13 protein-coding genes are annotated in these 15,716 nt (G+C 37.1%); 2 read left to right on the top strand and 11 right to left on the bottom strand.

Going from position 1 to position 15,716, the window contains the following annotated elements; all coding sequences use genetic code 11:
* Positions 1–90: 90 nt before the first annotated feature.
* Positions 91–405, top strand: coding sequence for a rhodanese-like domain-containing protein (locus FNW07_RS11855; protein ID WP_126743966.1), 315 nt, complete (start codon positions 91–93; stop codon positions 403–405).
* Between the two features lie 43 nt (positions 406–448).
* Here FNW07_RS11855 and FNW07_RS11850 read toward each other — a convergent pair whose 3' ends face one another.
* From FNW07_RS11850 to dinB, 4 genes are all read right to left on the bottom strand, one after another.
* A complete protein-coding gene (locus FNW07_RS11850; protein ID WP_255512764.1) occupies positions 449–1,108 on the bottom strand; it encodes a DUF6766 family protein in 660 nt (219 codons plus the stop codon).
* Positions 1,109–1,183: 75 nt separating this feature from the next.
* Positions 1,184–1,819: an alpha-ketoglutarate-dependent dioxygenase AlkB gene (locus FNW07_RS11845; RefSeq protein ID WP_126743965.1), complete on the bottom strand. Its 636-nt coding sequence runs from the start codon at positions 1,817–1,819 to the stop codon at positions 1,184–1,186.
* Between the two features lie 30 nt (positions 1,820–1,849).
* Positions 1,850–4,903 carry a DNA polymerase III subunit alpha gene (locus FNW07_RS11840; RefSeq protein ID WP_126743964.1) on the bottom strand — a complete coding sequence of 1,018 codons (3,054 nt, stop codon included), beginning with the start codon at positions 4,901–4,903 and terminating at the stop codon, positions 1,850–1,852.
* Positions 4,903–6,111 carry a DNA polymerase IV gene (gene dinB, locus FNW07_RS11835; protein WP_126743963.1) on the bottom strand — a complete coding sequence of 403 codons (1,209 nt, stop codon included), beginning with the start codon at positions 6,109–6,111 and terminating at the stop codon, positions 4,903–4,905. Before dinB ends, FNW07_RS11840 begins: the two co-directional genes overlap by 1 nt.
* Positions 6,112–6,212: 101 nt before the next feature.
* On the opposite strand from dinB, the gene FNW07_RS11830 reads away from it, so the two are divergent.
* Positions 6,213–6,980 carry a LexA family transcriptional regulator gene (locus FNW07_RS11830; RefSeq protein ID WP_126743962.1) on the top strand — a complete coding sequence of 256 codons (768 nt, stop codon included), beginning with the start codon at positions 6,213–6,215 and terminating at the stop codon, positions 6,978–6,980.
* On the opposite strand, the gene FNW07_RS11825 is transcribed toward FNW07_RS11830, so the two are convergent.
* The 7 genes from FNW07_RS11825 to FNW07_RS11795 all read right to left on the bottom strand — a co-directional run bounded on the left by FNW07_RS11825 (position 6,981) and on the right by FNW07_RS11795 (position 15,714).
* Positions 6,981–7,328, bottom strand: coding sequence for a nuclear transport factor 2 family protein (locus FNW07_RS11825; protein WP_126743961.1), 348 nt, complete (start codon positions 7,326–7,328; stop codon positions 6,981–6,983).
* Positions 7,329–7,615: 287 nt separating this feature from the next.
* Positions 7,616–10,456, bottom strand: coding sequence for a T9SS type B sorting domain-containing protein (locus FNW07_RS11820; protein ID WP_126743960.1), 2,841 nt, complete (start codon positions 10,454–10,456; stop codon positions 7,616–7,618).
* Positions 10,457–10,564: 108 nt separating this feature from the next.
* Positions 10,565–11,059, bottom strand: coding sequence for a hypothetical protein (locus FNW07_RS11815; RefSeq protein WP_126743959.1), 495 nt, complete (start codon positions 11,057–11,059; stop codon positions 10,565–10,567).
* Between the two features lie 3 nt (positions 11,060–11,062).
* A complete protein-coding gene (locus tag FNW07_RS11810) occupies positions 11,063–12,034 on the bottom strand; it encodes a hypothetical protein (protein ID WP_126743958.1) in 972 nt (323 codons plus the stop codon).
* Between the two features lie 50 nt (positions 12,035–12,084).
* Positions 12,085–12,594: a hypothetical protein gene (locus FNW07_RS11805; protein ID WP_126743957.1), complete on the bottom strand. Its 510-nt coding sequence runs from the start codon at positions 12,592–12,594 to the stop codon at positions 12,085–12,087.
* Positions 12,595–12,619: 25 nt separating this feature from the next.
* Positions 12,620–13,807 carry a hypothetical protein gene (locus FNW07_RS11800; RefSeq protein WP_126743956.1) on the bottom strand — a complete coding sequence of 396 codons (1,188 nt, stop codon included), beginning with the start codon at positions 13,805–13,807 and terminating at the stop codon, positions 12,620–12,622.
* Positions 13,807–15,714 carry a type II secretion system protein GspD gene (locus FNW07_RS11795; RefSeq protein WP_126743955.1) on the bottom strand — a complete coding sequence of 636 codons (1,908 nt, stop codon included), beginning with the start codon at positions 15,712–15,714 and terminating at the stop codon, positions 13,807–13,809. The genes FNW07_RS11800 and FNW07_RS11795 overlap by 1 nt, the downstream gene beginning before the upstream one ends.
* Between the last annotated feature and the right edge of the window lie 2 nt (positions 15,715–15,716).

The raw sequence follows: 15,716 nt of genomic DNA, 5'->3' as shown, positions 1-15,716 counted from the left end.
TAGTGTAATCGGGATTTTTTTGTCTAAACATTTTTTTGTTACTATATTTTTGACGAATTTTGGTGTCTACTAATGCATTAAAGCTGTAAAATGAATTTGAGACAAGAAGATTGGATTGCCCAACTCGAACAGGATGTCAATGCTGTGATTCTGGATGTACGGACAGAAGACGAGTTTAATGATGGGATGATTCCCCATGCGATCAACATCGATATATACAAAGGGCAGGGATTTATTTATCAGGTAGAAGAATTGGACAAATCGAACAATTATTACGTCTATTGCAGATCAGGGGCGCGTAGCGAGCAAGCTTGTAACCTGATGAATCAGATGGGTTTTGAAAACGCATTCAACCTCTTAGGAGGCATTTTGCAATGGAAGGGTGAGGTTGTCCTTCCGGAATAATTTCAACAAACCGTAAATCTTAAGCTTTACGGTTTTTTTATATCTACGCGCCAGTTTTACTGTTGGGAGCATCAACAGGTTTGGACTGTGGCGACCCTTTTTGTCTGAGCCAAATCGATAATAATACGATTGCAAAAACGGATAGAAATTCACTTTGCCAGTTTTGGAACGATTCAAACCAAAATCTGGAATCAGCCAGATAATCCCATACTGTTTCGAGTGGTTGGTGCTTTAGGGCCAATTGTTCATTTTCATCCTGGAGACTTCCATAAAAATGGATCACAAACGATATGGCAAATAACAAAAATAACGCAATGGTTAAGGAATGTTTATAAAGAGATAATATCCATCCACCCGTTTTAACAGGCCAAGGCACATTTTTTCGCTTTGGCGATGGTTCGCGATCCACCTCTTGCACTTTACTGAAGTCTTTCGATTCTGAGGAACCTTTTTGCTGCAGAAATATGGTACATACCACAAAGAGCGCCATTTGCAAAAATTCACTTTCCCAATTCTCAAAAGTGGATTCTAAAAAATGACCTGAATTAAAATACTGATTCAATGCTACAGGAGCAAGCTTTTCCTCAACACGGACTTTATTGTATTCTTCTAAACCGAATACAATCTGACCGACTATAGTAACTAGAAACATTAAAAAAAACACAATGGTGAGACTGTTATTCTGTATAAATTTTTTCATCATAATTGGTTATTAGGAGAAATATTCAGGACAGCTAAGCAGTTATATCCTATAAAGTTAGTGAAAATTGCGGAAACTTTAAAGTTCAATTAATCCTCGATTTATCTGTCGGAAGGTTAGATTTATTCGTGGCAAAATGTCTTTCGCTGTTTTCGGAACCTGATGCTGCCAAAAGCTTTGTGTAGTTCCTGCCATCAATAGTAGCGATCCGTGATGCAGCGGAATTTCTACCATCGGAATGTCTTTTCTGAATTTATGACGCATGCGGAACATCCGGGTTTCGCCAAAACTAACCGATGCGATAATGGCATCCTTCCCAAAATTTTCCTCGCGGTCACTATGCCATGATACCCCATCATTCCCATTACGGTATAGATTCAGAAGCACACTGTTGAACAGCATTTCGGTTTCGGTTTCGACGCTCTTTTTGATATTCAGTAGTTCCGGTGTCCAGTCCGGCCGTGTTGAATCGGCTCCTAAATTGTCTTTGTCTTCATACCAGGAAATCAATCGTGGAATGTTGTGGACTTTATCATACATGGTCATTTCAGATTTTCTCCATGGAGTTTCCCTAAGCAGTGTGGTATAAAAATAATCGGATTCATCTTTATTGAAAAAATTATCGCACAGCATCAAGTCGGTGTCCGGCAGGTCAAATTTTTTTTTGCCGCCAAGGCCGTTAGTAAAGAGTTCTATATCGTCAAAAAGTAGCATAATGTATATTTTATTAAGTTTTATCTTGATTTAAGATGGAATCATTTTATTTCTTGGCAGATTTATCTCATGTTCCTGAGGGTATGGTGCCCGATGCGTCATACTGACATCTTCCCGTATTTGCTGATGGGCTTTGTACTGCCGATCAGGGGAGTTGGAATATCTCGGATCCGGTATGAAGGGCATTTTAGCCATTTTGATTATAGTGATGGTTGGAAAATGATAATCCACTTCTACTTTCCCCAATAATAAATAACAGCCTCCACCCTGAAAAGGATATTGTTTCAGCGAGTCAGTAAAATGTGCTGTATCAAAGAACTGCCCTTCAGCATCAATCCAAGTGCCAAAGTACATCGCGCCAATTTTGGTGGGAACATGTTTTCTGGAAATAAGATACGCCATCATTTTGACCGTTTTCCTATGATACTTCAATAAGTCTTTCGCCAATACATCACCCCGATAATTGGTTTGAAGCAGATCAAAAGGGGAGCAGGAAACAGGGAAACTCAGCAGCTCAATTTCGTCGAAAGCATCTTCAAAAAGGGAACGCTCCAATACCGGAAGCTTATATTCCTTAACGGGTTCCTGAAGTAACATTAAATTCCTGTTCTCAGGTTTATAATTGACCAATATCAGTCTTGCAACGACGAGTAATTGATTTTTTGTCTGACCCGTAAAACGGAAGGCTCCAATGAAAATCAATGTTTGTATTCCTTCAATACCTATCGGGATGCGATTGATGAAATCTTCCAGGGATTGGTATTCCCCATGAGCCTGGCGTTCGGAGACAATGCGGAGAGTTGTTTTTGTTTCCAATCCTTCGAGTTGCATCAAGCCAAGATAAACGTCAATTCCGTAAAGAGTGGTTTCGTATTCGCTTTTGTTGACACACGGATTGTTAATCACGGCCCCGGACATCCGGGCTTCATGTACATATACTTCCGTTCTGTAAAAACCACCATGATTGTTGATTACGGCAACCATAAATTCAACAGGGTAATATACTTTCAGATACAGGCTCTGGTAGCTTTCGACCGCGTATGAAGCGGAATGTGCCTTGCAAAAGGAGTAACCGGCAAAGGATTCTATTTGGCGGTAGATTTCCTGGCTGAGCTGTAAAGGATGACCCTTTTCTGCACAACAGGCAAAAAAATTATCTTTTACTTTTTGCAACGCTGATTTCGAACGACCTTTGCCACTCATTGCCCTCCTAAGTATGTCCCCATCTGATGCAGGAACTCCTGCAAAATGCAGCGCTATTTTGATCACATCTTCCTGATAGACCATAATGCCATAAGTTTCACCCAATTGTTCCTTAAAAACCTCATGGAAATAGTCGAATTTGTCCGGATGATTGTGTCGGAAGATATATTCCTTCATCATGCCGCTTTGGGCAACACCCGGCCGGATGATAGAGGAAGCCGCCACGAGTGTTTTATAATTGTTGCAATTAAGTCGGCGTAATAACCCCCGCATCGCAGGACTTTCGATATAAAAGCAACCAATGGTTTTACCATGGCTTAGAAACTCATTGCATTGACCCTCATCTTTTGATATCGAAGTGTTACGGATATCAACATCGATACCTTGATTTTTTTTAACCAGCTTCACGGTATCGTCGATATGCCCAATACCGCGCTGGCTTAGGATATCAAATTTATCAAAGCCAATTTCCTCTGCAACGTGCATATCAAACTGTACTATTGGAAAACCTTTTGGCGGCATTTCCAGCGCTGTGAAATTGGTTATTGGTTCCTCTGAAATGATAATGCCGCAAGAGTGCATGCTGCGCTGGTTTGGGTATTTTTCGAGCATCTTTCCATAAGCCTGAACCATTTTGACGACGGCATTCCCATGATGTTTTATCATTGGATTTTTTGCCAATTGATCCAGTTCCTCTTTAGGCAAACCAAAAACTTTTCCCACTTCCCGAAAAATAGAACGGTACTTGAACTCTACATTGGTCCCGCAAAAAGCCACGTGATCCCTGCCATATTTAGTGAAAATATATTCCAAAATGGTATCGCGTTCGCGCCAGGACCAGTCAATATCAAAATCTGGCGGCGTTTTCCGGTTAAGATTCAAAAATCGCTCAAAGTACAAATCGAGTTCCAGCGGACAGATATCCGTAATATCAAGACAATACGCAATGATACTATTGGCACCGCTACCACGGCCTATATGCAAAAAGCCCTGACTGATACTGTATTGTACAATATCCCAGGTAATCAGGAAATAGCCACTGAATTCCAGTTCGTGGATTACTTTCAGTTCCTTTTCAACCCTTGCTATAGCCTCCGAATTGTTGGGGCCATACCGATGGAGCATTCCCTCGTACGACAGTTTTGTGAGTAATTGAATATCATTCTCTTTGTTTGTCGTGTAGTGTTTTTTATTTTTTGGTGTTTTGAAATCGTATTCGAAATTACATTCTGACAGTATTTTTTGGGTGTTTTGAATAATCTGCGGGTAATCGCTGAATTTTGAAATCAGATTTTCCAGGGGAATCATTACTTCGGAAATCTTACAATGATCATCCTCAGTCAATTTAGAGCCTATAATGTTGAGGTCAATCGCCCTAAGTATTTTGTGAAGGTTAAATTCTTTTTTTGTCCGATACGTGACTGGTTGGAAAATGACCATTTTAGGGATTTTTTTTCTCCAGGCGACATTGTACAGTTTAGGCAATTGCTCCGCACTGATGCCTATAAATTCATTTTCCTTCAGCTTATCCGGAACTTTATCGAACGGATAAATGATAAAGACGTTCTCAAAATGAGGTGCCGGTAAAGGTGTGTTTTCAAAGTTATGCTTGGTCAACAGACAGTTCATTTCGGCAATACCTTTTCTGTTTTGGGCAATCCCGATGTAAAGCTGCCTGCCATTATTACGGAAGTCAACTCCAACAAGAGGTTTCATTTTGACTGCTTCACAAGCTTTTATAAAATCATAAATGCCCGTTACCGTATTGATGTCTGTCAATGCCATGGCTTTCACATTATACAATACGGCTTGCTCCACTAAGTCATTTAATGGAATAGTGCCGTAGCGTAGGGAATGGAAAGAATGGCAGTTGAGGTACATTATTCAGGATTTTTTGGGTTTAGAAATTGTGCTTTTGGATTTGAAATTATATTTCCTGCCTTTGACTTCTGGTTTCTTCCGCCACAGCGCGTCACCGCATCATAACCGAAGCGTTTTTTAATTTTATCCATGGCCTGATAGAGCGCTATCATTTCTTCCGTGTCCTCAAACATATTCATCTGGTATGTTCCCCTGACTAAACCTGTAAAGGTTATACCAACCAGTCTTATACGCATACGCCGATTGTACAGTTTGTGGAATAGTTCTAGGGCCATTTTCCCTAAAACATGATCACAGGAAGTGTATGATATTTTTCTTTGTAAATTTTCAGTATCAAAATTGGCATATCGTATTTTTACAGCTATGGTAGAGACTAACCATTGCTCACATCGTGCCTGGTAGGCCAGTTTTTCAACCATGCCCAAAATCAATGATTGTATTTGTTTTATGTCAATCGTATCCTGAAGATAGGTGTGCTCCGTAGAAAGAGATTTCCTTTCTGTATAAGGTTCTACAGGTGTATTATCAATGCCATTGGCTTTTTTCCATAATTCAAGACCATTTTTGCCGATCATACTTTGCAGTACTTCGGCAGGTACTCCCGATAATTTTTCAATGTTCCGAATCCCTAATCTGGAAAGCAGGTTAAAAGTAACTTCGCCCACCATTGGGATTTTACGGATGGACAACGGATTCAGAAAGGGCTGTACCATATTTTGAGGAATCTCCAGATTACCTTTTGGTTTTCCTTCACCGGTAGCAATTTTAGAGACCGTCTTGTTTACAGATAAAGCAAAACTTATGGGAAGTCCGGTTTCTTTTGTAATGGTTTGCGAAAGCTCGTTTGTCCATTTATAGCAACCGTAAAATTTATCCATGCCTGTAATATCCAGATAGAATTCGTCAATACTTGCCTTTTCGACCAATGGGGAATTTTCTTCGATAATCTGGGTTACCTCATGGGATTTTTTCGAGAACAACTCCATATCACCCTTAATTATTTTTGCCTGCGGGCATAACTGTAATGCCATCCGTATAGGCATGGCTGAACGCACTCCAAAATATCTGGCTTCATAGGAACACGATGCCACAACCCCTCTTTCGCCGCCGCCTACAATAAGAGGAATCCCATTTAATTGTGGGTTTTCAAGTCTTGCACAGGAAACAAAAAAGGTATCTAAGTCCATATGTACGATGGCGCGTGTCATATTATTTTTGGAGATTTTGGAGTTGAAATTAATTATACAAAATTAGGACGTTAAATCCTTAAAAAGCATATATTTGTAGTGATTTAAAATCCCTTTAACGTATGTTGTATATTTCTGACAATTTGAAATGGTTGAGGAACAAACAGAATTTGTCGCAGCAGGAAGTGGCTGACGGCATGAAATTACCTGTTGACCGTTATAAGAAATATGAGTATGGAAAAAACGTACCCCCAGCGGAAACGTTGCTTCTGATTTCTCGTTATTTCCATATCAGTATTGATTTACTTCTGACTGTTGATTTAAGCAGGATTTCAATTGATAATTTACTGCAGTTAGAAGACAACCGAATCCTTTTACCAATAAAGGTTGATGGCAATGGTGATAATTTAATTGAAATCGTACCACACAAAGCGAAAGCCGGATACGCAAACGGATATGCCGATCCGGAATTCATTGAAAGCCTGCAGCATATTTCATTGCCGTTTTTACGAAATGGGAAATTCCGTGCCTTTCCGGTCGATGGCGATTCGATGCCGCCTCATAAAGAAGGTTCGTTTGTTGTAGGTCAATATGTAGAAAAACTGGGAGATGTAATGGACGGGAAGACGTATATCGTGGTAACCAAAAGCCAGGGGATTGTATATAAAAGGCTGAACAAGAATGGGAAGAATGCCCTGATGCTGATTTCCGACAATACGGTTTATTCACCGTATGAAGTGAAGGCTTCGGAGATTCTGGAGATTTGGGAATATGCCTGCAGCATTGCCACGAAAGAATTTACCCCGGATGATATGAACGCTGAGAATGTAAAGGATATGCTTCGGGAGTTAAGAAAAGAGATTCGGGAAGTTGGGAATAAACTCAGTTAGTTATAGAGTCATCAAATAAGAAGTTAGTTGCTTGATTTTTCCGTTTTTCATTAGAAAGACATCACAAAACACTAAATTTAGCATAGGCCCGTTTTTCATTTGGCATTGTACGGCACCTTCGGCAATCACGACATCATTTTCTTCCACCAACCTGAAAACTTGTATGGATGGCTTTCCTTCGAAGTTGTCATTTTCAATTTCGCCGTCAAAAGCTTCTTTGCCAATATGTTTATAAGTCCCGGGCATTTCCCAAATCACATCGTCCGTCAGACAGGAAAGGATTTTTTGATGATCACCTTCCCGAAATCCCTGCATGTATTGCTCTACAGTTTCTTTATTTGTGGACATAGCTGAGATTTTTAGTTTAACAATTGTCTGATTTTGGAAGTATAAATATACAGATTATTAGAGATTAAATATTATCAAAATTAACCCATGGCCTTGAATAGATTTTTCCACTCTACCAATTTATGATCAAAGATTTTCCACTGTATAAATCACTGGTTGACGGTGAAATCGCATAGAAGGGGAGCGCCCACATGATATTTTACGTTACTCATAATCGACACTAAAATGGTTTTTCCATTACACAAAATAAGTTTCAAATAAAAATATCAGGATCTGCTTTTACAGTTTTATCTTTTTAACGTAAAATGTCCTTTGTATTCTTTTCCATTTGCTCTCCTAACGACAAACCAGTAATCGGTTGATGGAAGTTCATTTCCATTATATTTCCCGTCCCAAGAAGTTGTATGGCTTAATTCTTTTATAAACATACCATAACGGTCGAAAATGGTTACTTTCAACCCAGGTTCCAAAAAAGAAAATTTAATTCCCCAATTTTCATTATATCCATCACCGTTTGGGGTAAAGAACTTAGGATACATTAATAAAAAGACCTCTTCCTTTTTAATTCCGCAACCGTTTTTATCCCGAACATAAACGTTGTATTCACCGCTAATTAATCCAAAAAACACGTTACTGTCCTGATAATGAATTCCATCAATTGAAAACTCATAATCTCCAAAACCAGTTGTGTTTACCGTAATTATATTTTCTGTATCAGTCCAATCCTGTAGTTCAATGTTGGTAATTGTTGCTGCATTTGATAAAAGAACATTGAAGTTTTTTATAGTTGAACAAACTATATTACCATAGTTTTTTGTTACAGTCACGGAATAATTTCCAGCTTGTGAGATTGTAATAGCTTGTAAAGTTGAACCCGTAGACCATGTATAACTATCAAAACCCCAACCAGCATCAACTATTATGGCACTTTTTTCGCAAAAGCGGACGATATCAGGGATGTTGACTATAGGCTTACTTACTAATGTCAAATTTACTTTGACAATTTGATGACAACCGTTATTCGAAATTATGCGGACATAAATTGGGTTGAATCCCAAAGTTATATTGTAATTAGTTATTGCAGTAATCAAATCAGGATTTGTTTGATTGGTTGCTCCGGAAAGTGAATTGTAATATTCAAAAGTAAAGTTTGATGGATTCGAAATTAAATAGGCATTATAACTTGTTAGGTCAACAATTTCAGAACTATCATTCTGGTCATCACAAATTGTTTCAGAATAATCTATTGCATTTAAGGTGTTGATTAGGGTAACAGCAATTTCTAATCGGTTGACACTTTCGCAACCATTTATCGTTTGTGATGCGTAATAAGTTGCACCATTAACTAATGGTGATATATTCGGAATTACATTTGTGTTGGAACTTGAATTATACCAATTTAAATTAGTACCACTTACGACAATGTCACTTAAAGTCGCATTTTGAGTTGAGCAAAAATTTTGGGCTGCTGTTCCTGTTGGTGCAGGAGTATTTTGTATGTTTATTAAAACAGTGGTCCTCAAACTTTCACAATTATTAATTGTTTGTGAAGCATAATATGTTGTTCCATTGACCAACTGGGTATTATTTGGGAGTGAATTTCCGCCAGTTACAGCATTATACCATTTAATATTCTGACCACTTACTGCAATTGAGTCCAAAGTTGAATTTTGTTGAATACAGAAAGTTTGTGGAGAATTCACAATTGGTAGATTAACAGTATTTACGATTAGACTAAATGTTGTTTGCGCCCAACAATTTGTTAAAGGGTTCGTGACTTTAGCGGTTATTACTTCTTGATTAAGAATAGTGTTTGTGTACAGATTTGGTAATGGATTTGGTAAAGTTTGACCGTTTCCATCATAAAAAGTCACCACCATTCCTGTTTGATTTTCCAGAAGATTCGACGCAACGTTTGACAAATTAAATATGGCTATTCCATCAATATTATCATCACAAGAATAAATAGGACTGATAGGATGCGCTATAGGCTTTGGATTTACTATTAAACTGATATTAGTTTCCCCATAACAATTTGGATTATTTGAATATGCTACCCTTGCTGTAATTGTTGTAGTTGAGCTTGAGAGAGGATTGGGTAACGGACTCTGTAGCGGGTTCCCATTGCTGTCCATATAGGATACAGTCATGTTTGTTTGATTTCCTAACAATGTGGATTGTATGTTTGATGTATTGAAGACAGCTATATTATTAGTGCTCTCGCAAATGCTAATAGGTTGAACAGGATGGGCAATAGGAGGAGATAGCACTTTTACTAAGTGATTGATATTATATGTTTGTCCAGACAAATTAGTCACTGCAGCAGTAACATTATATTGACCTATAGAAGAGAAAACATGAGTAGGATTAATCGAGTCGGAGGTATTATTGGTACCAGAGTTTGTATCACCAAAGTTCCAGGAAATAGTACTGATGTCTGAGCTGTTTGTCAGACTGAATTCTTTTGAAAATACATTACAGTCACTTTCCACGGATATGTTAAAAGGGCCAATATTTGTAGTCTGACCATTAATCGTTATGTAAAATTTAGCATCTGGACGACCTAATGATTCTGTTGTTACATAGGTATTTGGGTAACAACCACTGCTTTTAGTACGAAACCACGAAAAATCATTATCAAATTCTGTACTGGCAACAAATGCATGTGCGTCGCTGCTTGAACTATGTAATTGAAAAACTTCAACTAATATTGCTGCAGTACCTGCTGGTACAATTACTGGATTAGTGAAATTCACGTTTATAATTTGGTTTATATTAATATTCACAGGAATATTAACAACCTGACTACTTCCGATCAGATTTGATTCAGAAAAAGAAGCAGGAAAATTGGAATCAACCGCATATATATTAAACTGTAGATTAGTACCCCAATTTATTCCATAAAATAACCCTACTTCACCCGAGTTTATTGTGAAGCTTTGATTAGAATTGATGCCGAAATCAGAAAGTACGAATTTTCTAGCCCAACAAACACCTCCCCAGCTACAAGAATACATCGTGTTGGGAATAACATTGTTGCCTACATTATGGGTTAGTGTAGTTTGAGAAAAAAGATTCCAATTAGAAAGAAAAAAGATTATTAATGAGGTGTATATAAATTTATTCATGAAAATTAATAAATGAAATAATAATTATCCTAACTGACGATCTCTGTCAACTTCGTAGCTGCAGTTTTTACAAGAGAGAACATATGTATAAATAGGAACAACTAAATTCTAATTTAATTTGATTACTTTTTTCTCTTTATTGAAATCAAGTTCTATAGAATCGGTGTATACTTTTTGGAGCGTTACTCCTTCCACCTGATCTTTTTTTCTCAATTTATACAGCTTGGAATTAATTTTGACCAAAACCAATTCTGCATTTTTATCTTTAGATTTGATATATCCATGGTAGGTAATCGATGGCCAGTTTATAATTACTTTCGGTTTTATAACTGGTTTCGTTGGTTTGACGATTGAAACCTTCGGATAGTATTTTTTAGGTACAAAACCGGTATGACTTTGCTTATTTAAAAACGGATCCCTGGCAACGTTTTCCAGTAGAAAAGTATCTTTATGGACTAGATTGGAAAGTAAATTACTATTTGACGGCACTGCGCCAGTAAGCACTTCTTTTGAAAAGAAATATTGGTTAATTGTTTTATACCCTACGGTACCCCATAGTCCTAAAACAACTAGTATTAAAGCAATATTTATTTTCTTTTTCATTATCTAATTAATAACAAATTTACGAATTGCACTTGAAGTACTGATATTCATTGCTTCATCTCTTGCTTTCACTCTCCAATAGTAATCTCCTGAAGTATCAAAAGATTGCGAAATACTTGTGGTGCTAGCGTTTAATGTCAGAAAAGGAGCAGTTGCAAAATTATCATGCGAAAACTCAATTATAAAAGCATTAATTGGTGACATCACGACCCCTGAATCCGTTGCCACTGTCCAGGTGAATGTAATCGACGTATTTATTAGTGGGGTAGCACCATTAGTTGGAGCGGTAAGTCCAGGTTGATTTGGAACTACACGGTCAATAGAAAATTTTCTTATTGTAGCATCTTCTGTTTCGGTGGCAGTAGTTGCATTTTTTGCTTTCACGCTCCATTGATAAACTCCATCTGGTATATCAGCCGGATTCGGATTATTTAATAATATTGATGTTCCTACAATATCTGGATTCGAAAAAACTACTGTAGTAGTAGCGTCATTTTTGACAACAATGCTATAGCTGGTCGCATTTGCCATCGATTGCCATGAAAAATTAAGATTGGCAGAGTTTACATAAATATTATTATTAGGACTTGACTGAACAACGAACTGAGCGGTTAAATCATCGGATTCTATCATAGAAAAATTGGACCAAAAAGAATAGGCTGACTGGTAGGCAAAATTCTCTCCGCGAACCCTCCATTGATAGCTTCCTTCTGGCAAAGGATAGCTTAAATGCGTCTGACTCACTAATGAATCTAATACAATTGCCTGATTCGACCCATATACCCGCACTCTGTACTCATCTGCACCATCAATAGCAGTCCATTGGAAATTGACCACATTGCTTTCCACTTCTTCATTGTTCTGTGGAGAAATGGTCTGCAGCGTATCATTGGTAATATCTTCCTCAAATATATCTTCGCATGAAACCATCATGATAACCAACGCGAATAGTAAAATTTTATTTATTGTTTTCATAATTATTTAAATATTTGCTTTTGTAAAGAATATGGTATCGCCACTCTTCATCATTGATTATTATTTTGAAACATGGCGATTTCATAGTTTTGGAAAATCATTTTTAAATGTAAAACTTCAGATTTATTATTTTTTTTGGTGGTATAAAAATTCATGCTGACAATCCGGGAATAGTTGAATCCTTTTTCAAAATCATAGCCCAGCTGCATCAATTGATTGCTGTTTCCGGTCACATCCAGCTGATTGGTGACTATTTTATGATTTTCGTCAGCAAAGACATGAATAGGTTGTAAATCGTTAATGGAAACCTGCGGATGTTTCTCAGACGCATAACTTACAATGCCCTGCTGCACCATTTCTTTGGTTATTCCTTCTTTGCCAATTATCTGGTCCAAATAGGCAATATCCCTGCGTAATCCTTCGGTGTTATTGGCTTTCTTGTTGATGTCTGCCACTTTTGCTGATAAGGCGTTGTACTCCTCCATTACCTGAAATAAGGTATGGAACGATCTTTTATAAGCCGTTATGGACAACATCAAAAAGATGCCGATTAATGCCATGCATTTTTGTTTATAAGAATACTTCTCAAACATCTTTTATAGTGATTTTTACTTCGAACTGAGATTTGTTTTTCTTATCCTTTTTCAAGCTTATAATTTCAAATTGCTTAAGCCAATTCATTTTTTTTAAGCCTTCCATCCAAGTGTTAAATGAAGATTCTCTGAATGTTTCCCCTTTGACGATAATGGTTTTGGCTTCAAAACTCATCTTCTTGCCGGCTTTTGTCTCTTTTCCGACCGGAGTTATATTTAATTCTGTCAAAGAAATATCCCGTGGAATGGCTTTAATAATCTCATATCCATAAAAGGAAAGAAATTTGGAAGATGAAAACCCGGACTCGTTCAGAATCCGCTGCTTATTTTCTTTCTGTTTTTCTAAATCCAATATCAGCTGATAGGACTGATTGGAATAGACATTCTGAACAGTAAGTTCCGCGTGTTTTGAACCGTAATATTGTATCAGTAGGTAACTTGATAATAATGCCAGTAAAAATCCAATCAGCATGGTTATCCCAAAGGCAGCAAATGCTTTCTTATAGACAATTTCCTCACTATTCAAGTTTTCGTTTTTTGTTTTCGAAACTTCTTTTTGCTGTATAAAAAAGTGAATTAGTGTGCCGTAAAGCGGTAAGAAATAATTTGAAATATTCTCTTTTCCAATGGTATACTGCTCTTTTTTTAGTGCATCTATTTGCTTGGTAAACCGGGCCAATTTTTCGTTCTCAAATTCCAGAATCAGGTCGTTTGAAAGTATGGTGTCTTTTTTTATCGCAGAGTATATTAATGCCGATAAAAAGGAACCCATATAAATGTCGACTACCTGAAAGCCATTTTTTTGAAATTTGACTATCGTGTCATCGACGATGTTTTTTCTGCAAAAACTTATAAAATTACTGTCGGCGCCTTTTAAGCTTGTATGGTAAATAGAGGTGAAGTCGATATTTTTTTGCCAATTGACATCGGATTCATTGTTGAAATTAATTTCCTTATTCAACACGCCTTTTCCATCTATCACTAAAAGGACAGGCAGTTTAGCATCTGTATTTTTATGGAGCTCTTCGAAGGTATCGAATGATGCCATGGCAACAATGTCTATTTTGTCGCCTTTTTTCTGGATCGTAAGCACATTATAGCTTTCATCATTATCTTTTTTAATGACGCCAACAACATGTATATTGTTCAGTTTTATTATTTTAGATAGGTACGTAATCATTAATATACCACTGTTGGTTTAATGAAAATATGTAATTTCGAATTACCTTTTCCTTTTTTTCTACTACTGAAAAACCACTTAATAACCGGAATTCTGGATATTAGCGGTGTACCCGAACCTGAATTTTCTTTTTTCAATTCGTCCAATCCTCCTAATAAAATCATTTCCCCATTTTTGACCCTCACCAATGATTCGAACCGTTGAGTCGCTTTTCCGGGAGGAGCCGTTTCTCCAGCTCTGCCAAGGAACGAACTTTTTTCTACAGAAATTGTTAACGTCACATTTTCATCTGTCGATACAAAAGGTTTGATGGATACGGTTAAGTTGGCATCCGTTGATTTCCATGTCCCGGAATTCAATATGTCGTTCCCAATACTGCTGTTTATCAATCGGTTACTCTGTTCAAAATAATAATTAGTTTCCCCGATGGACAATTTAGCTTCGTGTCCGCTAATCGTAGCTATTTTTGGGGTTGATTCCACTTTGATTACAGAATTATTTTCAAGCAACTTCAGATTCAGATAAAATGACGATGCTACTTTTCCTAACTTGAAAAGGCCAAAACCATTAAAGGCATCTATAAGACTATTAACTGATGCCGAATTTACCGTCATATCTGTAGAGGGAAATAATGTACCTCCGGTCTGAACCTTATTTATTTTATCCAGTCCTGCTTTCATTCCCGTCTGAATATCGTATGACTTATTATATTGTACGATAATCACTTCTATCTGAACCATCGGGACAACCTTATCGATTTGTTTGATATAGACTTTTAATTCTTCCAGTACTGATTTTGCACCGGAAACAATTAACCCGTTTAGTTCAATAAATTCTTTGATTTCCAGTTTTTCTGAAAAGACTTTAGGCAGCGAAGAAACCACAGATTCAATGGAACGATTTTCTAACTGGACTAACTCGACAGCTCTTAAGCCTTCAGTAACCTGTTCTCCAATTAAGTAGAAATTGTCCTGTTTCCTGTACGTGTATTTTTTTCCTTTGAAAACCTGCTCTAAAAGTTCATCAAAAGTGATGTTTTCTGCTAATAAGGTAGTTTTTTCATTTTCAGGCTTATTGTATAAAAAGTAATTGATATGCAGCTTTTCGGCAGCCTCCATTAATAAATCGGCCGCATCTGCAACATTCGCTTTGACGGATAAAAACCCTGATTTTGTTAATCCAACATCATAATAACCCGGCGAATCCACATTGGCTTTAGGCTGTTTGACTTTTTGATTGTTAGTGCCTGATACGTTATTATTTCCGTCTTTATTTTTTTCGATATAATAAAATCCATTTTCATCTTTGGTGGCAATCAAATCATTGGACTTCGACATCATTTCAATTACCTGATCAAACGGTCGATTTAAAATATAAGACGAAATTTTTAGGTTTTTTATATCCGGAGCCAGGACTAAATTCTTTCCCGATTTATCAGTAATGGCTCTGGCAACCGCCGGTAATGAGTCGTTTTCTAATTTAATGGATAAAAAATCATTTTGAGAATTGTAATCCACATCAATAACCTTAACCGGTTTTTTTTCAATGATTTTTATTTCAGTCCTTTTTTTGAAGGTGATGATATTATTCATAAAAGTGACTTCCAGATCATATTTCTGAACAAGGTGAATAAATACATCTTTCACGGTAACATCAAAAAAATTATTGACAACGGGCTGGTTTAAATTCATATCCACATCAATATTCAATTGGTGCTCCTCAGCTATTGAAGAAATGAAATCGTGCAATGTCAATCCGGAAACATCAATTTTAATGGTTTCCGTCAACCCTTTCTTTTGGATGGCCAACTCGTCAAATTTTCTGCTTAATTCGTTTATGTCCTGCTGTGCAGTAACAAGATTTGTAAAAAATAAACCGATTAGTATGTAAACAACTTGTTTAAACATTT

Source organism: Flavobacterium sp. GT3R68 (assembly GCF_007109225.1).
Classification (GTDB): domain Bacteria; phylum Bacteroidota; class Bacteroidia; order Flavobacteriales; family Flavobacteriaceae; genus Flavobacterium.
This window is presented reverse-complemented; position numbering and strand designations above follow the sequence as displayed.

Excerpts from the sequence above, each read along its gene's own strand:
- FNW07_RS11805 (WP_126743957.1), bottom strand. The coding sequence starts at position 12,594 with ATGGCATTAATCGGCATCTTTTTGATGTTGTCCATAACGGCTTATAAA.
- dinB (WP_126743963.1), bottom strand. The coding sequence starts at position 6,111 with ATGACACGCGCCATCGTACATATGGACTTAGATACCTTTTTTGTTTCC.
- FNW07_RS11810 (WP_126743958.1), bottom strand. The coding sequence starts at position 12,034 with ATGAAAACAATAAATAAAATTTTACTATTCGCGTTGGTTATCATGATG.
- FNW07_RS11795 (WP_126743955.1), bottom strand. The coding sequence starts at position 15,714 with ATGTTTAAACAAGTTGTTTACATACTAATCGGTTTATTTTTTACAAAT.
- FNW07_RS11820 (WP_126743960.1), bottom strand. The coding sequence starts at position 10,456 with ATGAATAAATTTATATACACCTCATTAATAATCTTTTTTCTTTCTAAT.
- FNW07_RS11815 (WP_126743959.1), bottom strand. The coding sequence starts at position 11,059 with ATGAAAAAGAAAATAAATATTGCTTTAATACTAGTTGTTTTAGGACTA.
- FNW07_RS11800 (WP_126743956.1), bottom strand. The coding sequence starts at position 13,807 with ATGATTACGTACCTATCTAAAATAATAAAACTGAACAATATACATGTT.
- FNW07_RS11830 (WP_126743962.1), top strand. The coding sequence starts at position 6,213 with ATGTTGTATATTTCTGACAATTTGAAATGGTTGAGGAACAAACAGAAT.
- FNW07_RS11845 (WP_126743965.1), bottom strand. The coding sequence starts at position 1,819 with ATGCTACTTTTTGACGATATAGAACTCTTTACTAACGGCCTTGGCGGC.
- FNW07_RS11855 (WP_126743966.1), top strand. The coding sequence starts at position 91 with ATGAATTTGAGACAAGAAGATTGGATTGCCCAACTCGAACAGGATGTC.
- FNW07_RS11850 (WP_255512764.1), bottom strand. The coding sequence starts at position 1,108 with ATGATGAAAAAATTTATACAGAATAACAGTCTCACCATTGTGTTTTTT.
- FNW07_RS11840 (WP_126743964.1), bottom strand. The coding sequence starts at position 4,903 with ATGTACCTCAACTGCCATTCTTTCCATTCCCTACGCTACGGCACTATT.
- FNW07_RS11825 (WP_126743961.1), bottom strand. The coding sequence starts at position 7,328 with ATGTCCACAAATAAAGAAACTGTAGAGCAATACATGCAGGGATTTCGG.